The 748-nt window shown below is 62.4% G+C and carries 1 protein-coding gene; it reads right to left on the reverse strand.

Going from position 1 to position 748, the window contains the following annotated elements:
* Positions 1-198: 198 nt before the first annotated feature.
* On the reverse strand, positions 199-748 hold a 550-nt coding region (locus tag HZZ16_RS36925; RefSeq protein ID WP_210342754.1), incomplete at its 5' end, for a transposase.

The raw sequence follows: 748 nt of genomic DNA on the forward strand, positions 1-748 counted from the left end.
CGTAGCAACCATTAAACGGTAGCTGCCTTTTGGGGTCGTCTGCGTCTTCCCATGATGACGCCGTGCTCGCGTCGGTCAAGGCGTGGCCTGGCGGAAGATCAGGTGAGGTTAGGGCGAGCGACGGCCATCCTTGACCGCCGCTGCGCGCGACGTCGTGAGCAGCCGCAGGTCGGGACGAAGAAACGCGTGCCGGTCGAACTAAGTAACAGGGAATGATCGCATCGGTGGTTCGCCGCACCACGGCGTGCCGCGAGCCACCACGGCGTTGACGAAGATGAGCATCTTCCTGGCACAGGCAACGAGCGCGCGTTTGTGTTCCTTTCCGGCGGCAGTCAGCCGTTGATAGAGCTTGATGAGCTGCGGATTCCATCGAAACGAAGCCGCCAGTGAAGCCGTATAAAGGGCACGACGCAGCCGCTTTCGTCCGCCCTCGATGTGCCGAACCCCGAGCTGGTCACCGCTGTCGTCGTCATACGGTGCAAGGCCGGCGAGAGCGACGGCTTGCTCGCGCGTAACCCGGCCGATCTCGGGCAGACGCACCAGGATGGCAACGGCAGTCGGCAGCCCGATGCCATCGACGCTATTGATCAGCGCAAGCCTCTCGGCAAGATCGGGATACTTGCGGATCGAGGCGACCAGAGCCTTGAGTTCGGCGCTCTCACGTTGCTCCAGGCGAGCGATATCCTCATGCCAGAGCTTGTTGATTGCCACGTTACGGCAGCTCTCGATCCTGTTCTTCAGGCGCGCG

It is taken from the genome of Bradyrhizobium glycinis, from assembly GCF_016031655.1.
Taxonomy (GTDB): domain Bacteria; phylum Pseudomonadota; class Alphaproteobacteria; order Rhizobiales; family Xanthobacteraceae; genus Bradyrhizobium; species Bradyrhizobium glycinis.